This window comes from Nocardioides sp. (assembly GCF_036401255.1).
Taxonomy (GTDB): Bacteria; Actinomycetota; Actinomycetes; order Propionibacteriales; family Nocardioidaceae; genus Nocardioides.
This window is the reverse complement of the sequence record NZ_DASWVI010000095.1, coordinates 1-2,288: the sequence shown is the minus strand read 5'-3', so window position 1 is coordinate 2,288 and position 2,288 is coordinate 1. Positions and strand designations below refer to the sequence as shown.

The 2,288-nt window shown below is 76.3% G+C and carries 3 protein-coding genes and 1 pseudogene; 1 reads left to right on the top strand and 3 read right to left on the bottom strand.

Annotated elements, in window-relative coordinates:
• The 3 genes from VGD85_RS04440 to VGD85_RS04430 all read right to left on the bottom strand — a co-directional run.
• The coding region (locus VGD85_RS04440; RefSeq protein WP_331062233.1) for an ABC transporter ATP-binding protein at positions 1-770 on the bottom strand (770 nt) is incomplete at its 3' end.
• The gene (locus tag VGD85_RS04435; protein ID WP_331062232.1) at positions 767-1,888 is read right to left on the bottom strand and encodes an energy-coupling factor transporter transmembrane component T; all 1,122 of its coding nucleotides are present in this window, start codon (positions 1,886-1,888) and stop codon (positions 767-769) included. The genes VGD85_RS04440 and VGD85_RS04435, both read right to left, overlap by 4 nt.
• On the bottom strand, positions 1,885-2,019 hold the full coding sequence (locus VGD85_RS04430; RefSeq protein ID WP_331062231.1) for a hypothetical protein: 135 nt from the start codon (positions 2,017-2,019) through the stop codon (positions 1,885-1,887). The genes VGD85_RS04435 and VGD85_RS04430 overlap by 4 nt, the downstream gene beginning before the upstream one ends.
• A gap of 1 nt (position 2,020) precedes the next feature.
• Between VGD85_RS04430 and VGD85_RS04425 the strand changes: the two are divergent.
• A pseudogene (locus tag VGD85_RS04425) lies at positions 2,021-2,288 on the top strand (hypothetical protein); the annotation flags it as partial.

The following is a 2,288-nucleotide window of genomic DNA, read 5'->3' as shown; positions in this document are numbered from 1 at the left end:
GCGTCCCGCACGCTCAGCGGCAGTGGGCTCCAGCCGGCGGCGCGGCCGAGCTCGACGATCGGCGGCACGACCGGGGAGGTGACGAGCAGCTCGCCGGGCTCGCCCACGTGGACCCGGCCGGCGCCGGTGAGCAGGCACATCCGGTCGGCGAACGGCACCACCCGCTCGAGCCGGTGCTCCGCGAGCAGCACGGACAGCCCGAGGTCGTGGACCAGCCGGGTCAGCGTCGCCAGCACCTCCTCCGCGGCCGTCGGGTCGAGCGCGGAGGTGGGCTCGTCGAGCACCAGCAGCCGCGGGTGCATGGTGAGCACCGAGCCGATCGCGACCCGCTGCTGCTGACCGCCCGACAGGGTGCGCAGGTCGCGGGCGCGCAGGTCGGCGATGCCGAGCAGGTCGAGGGTCTCCTCGACGCGGCGGCGCATGGTGTCGGCGGGCAGCCCGAGCTGCTCCATGCCGTAGGCGAGCTCCTCCTCGACGGTGTCGGTGACGAAGCCGGCCGCGGGGTTCTGCCCGACGTAGCCGATGGCGTGGGCGCGCTCGCGGGGCGGCGTGTGCACGATGCTCGCACCGTCGAGGCGCACGTCGCCGGTGAGGTGTCCGCCGCTGAAGCGCGGCACCAGGCCGGTCACCACGCCCAGCAGCGTGGACTTGCCCGATCCGGTGGGACCGGAGACGAGCACGAGCTCGCCCTCCTCGACCGTGAGGTCCACCCCGGTCAGCACGGGCGGGCCGTCGTCGTAGGCGAAGCCGATGTCGCGCAGCTCGATCACGCCGCCACCTCCTGGGGCAGGTCGGTCCGGGCCGGCGGGGCCGACACCGGGCGAGCGGGGAGCGGGGAGCAGAACGCGCCGGCCAGGCCGACGGCCGCGGCCAGCAGCGCCGCCGCGCTCACCGGCGGCACGGCGTCGAGGGCCGGGTAGGCGACCGGGATCTGGTGGTGGGAGAGCCACCATCCGGCCGCCCCGACCAGCACGCCCGACCCGGCCACCGCGAGCTCGGGCCAGCGCCAGGTGTCGGGGCGGTAGCGGGTGCGATCGACGCGGCGGCCGGCGCTCGCCAGCCCGGCGCCGGCGGTGAGCACGCCCACCGCGAGCATCGGGAGCGCGAGGTAGCGCGGGGCGGTCGTGTCGAGCACGGCGTACGTGCCGACGCAGATGCCGCCGAGGCCGATCAGCATCAAGGCTCCCGTCGTACGTCGTTGGGCGCGGGTCAGTCCGGTCGCGCGGCCGTAGCCGCGGGTGTCCATGCCGGCCGCCAGCGCCAGGGAGCGCTCGAGGGCGTCCTCGAGCACCGGCACCAGGAACCGGCGCAGCCGCCCCACCCGCCGGGTCTCCCCCGCGCGCAGGCTCTGGGCAGCACGCACCCGGCGGACGCTGTCGGCGAACTGCGGGAGCACGCTGACCGCGACCACCAGGGCGGTGCCGACCTCGTAGAGCGCGGGCGGCACCGACCGGAGCAGCCGCTTGGGGTTGGCCAGGGAGTTCGCGGCGCCGATGCAGATCACGATCGTGGCCAGCCGCAGGCCGTCGTACAGCGCGAACAGCAGCGCCTCGGCGTGCACCGGCCCGAGCAGGGTGATGCCCGCGACCCAGTCGGGCAGCGGGATCTCGGGCAGGTCGAGCAGCACCGGCCCCCCGGCCCAACCGCCGAAGACCAGCCGGAACGCGACCCGGATCAGCACGATCGCGACGCCGAGCCAGACGTAGAGCGTGAACGAGCGGGCCCACGGCTGGTCGGAGCGTCGCAGCGACACGGCGGTCGCTGCGACGCCCACGAGCAGCAGCAGCACCAGGGGGTTGGTGGTGAACGACGCCGCCACCGCGAGCCCGATCGCCCACAGCCACCAGGCCACGGGGTGCAGGTCGCGGTGCCGGTGCACGCTCGTCACGGCCGGGTGGCCCCCCTGCGGCGGAGCAGCGCGGCCGCCCCGGCAGCGCCGAACAGCAGCACGATCGCCGCCGGCGCGACCCAGCCGGGGAGCCCGTCGTCGTCCGGCTCCGCGGCTTCGGAGGACGCCACGGTGGTCGCGTCCGCGGTCGGCTCGTCCGAGGCGGCAGCCGTGGCCGTCGGGCTCTCGCTCGTGCTCGACTTGCCCTTGCCGGGCTTGGCGGGCTTGGCGGGCTTGGCGGGCTTGCTCTCGCCGGCCGTCGGCGACGCGCTGCAGCGGCTCGGGGCCGCGGTGCGGTACCGGACCGCGCTGCCCGACCGCGCCCGCGAGATGGCGATCCTGCTGGTCGCCGCGCGCTGGGACAGCGCGTTCGAGCGGGAGGCGCACGAGGCGGTGGGCC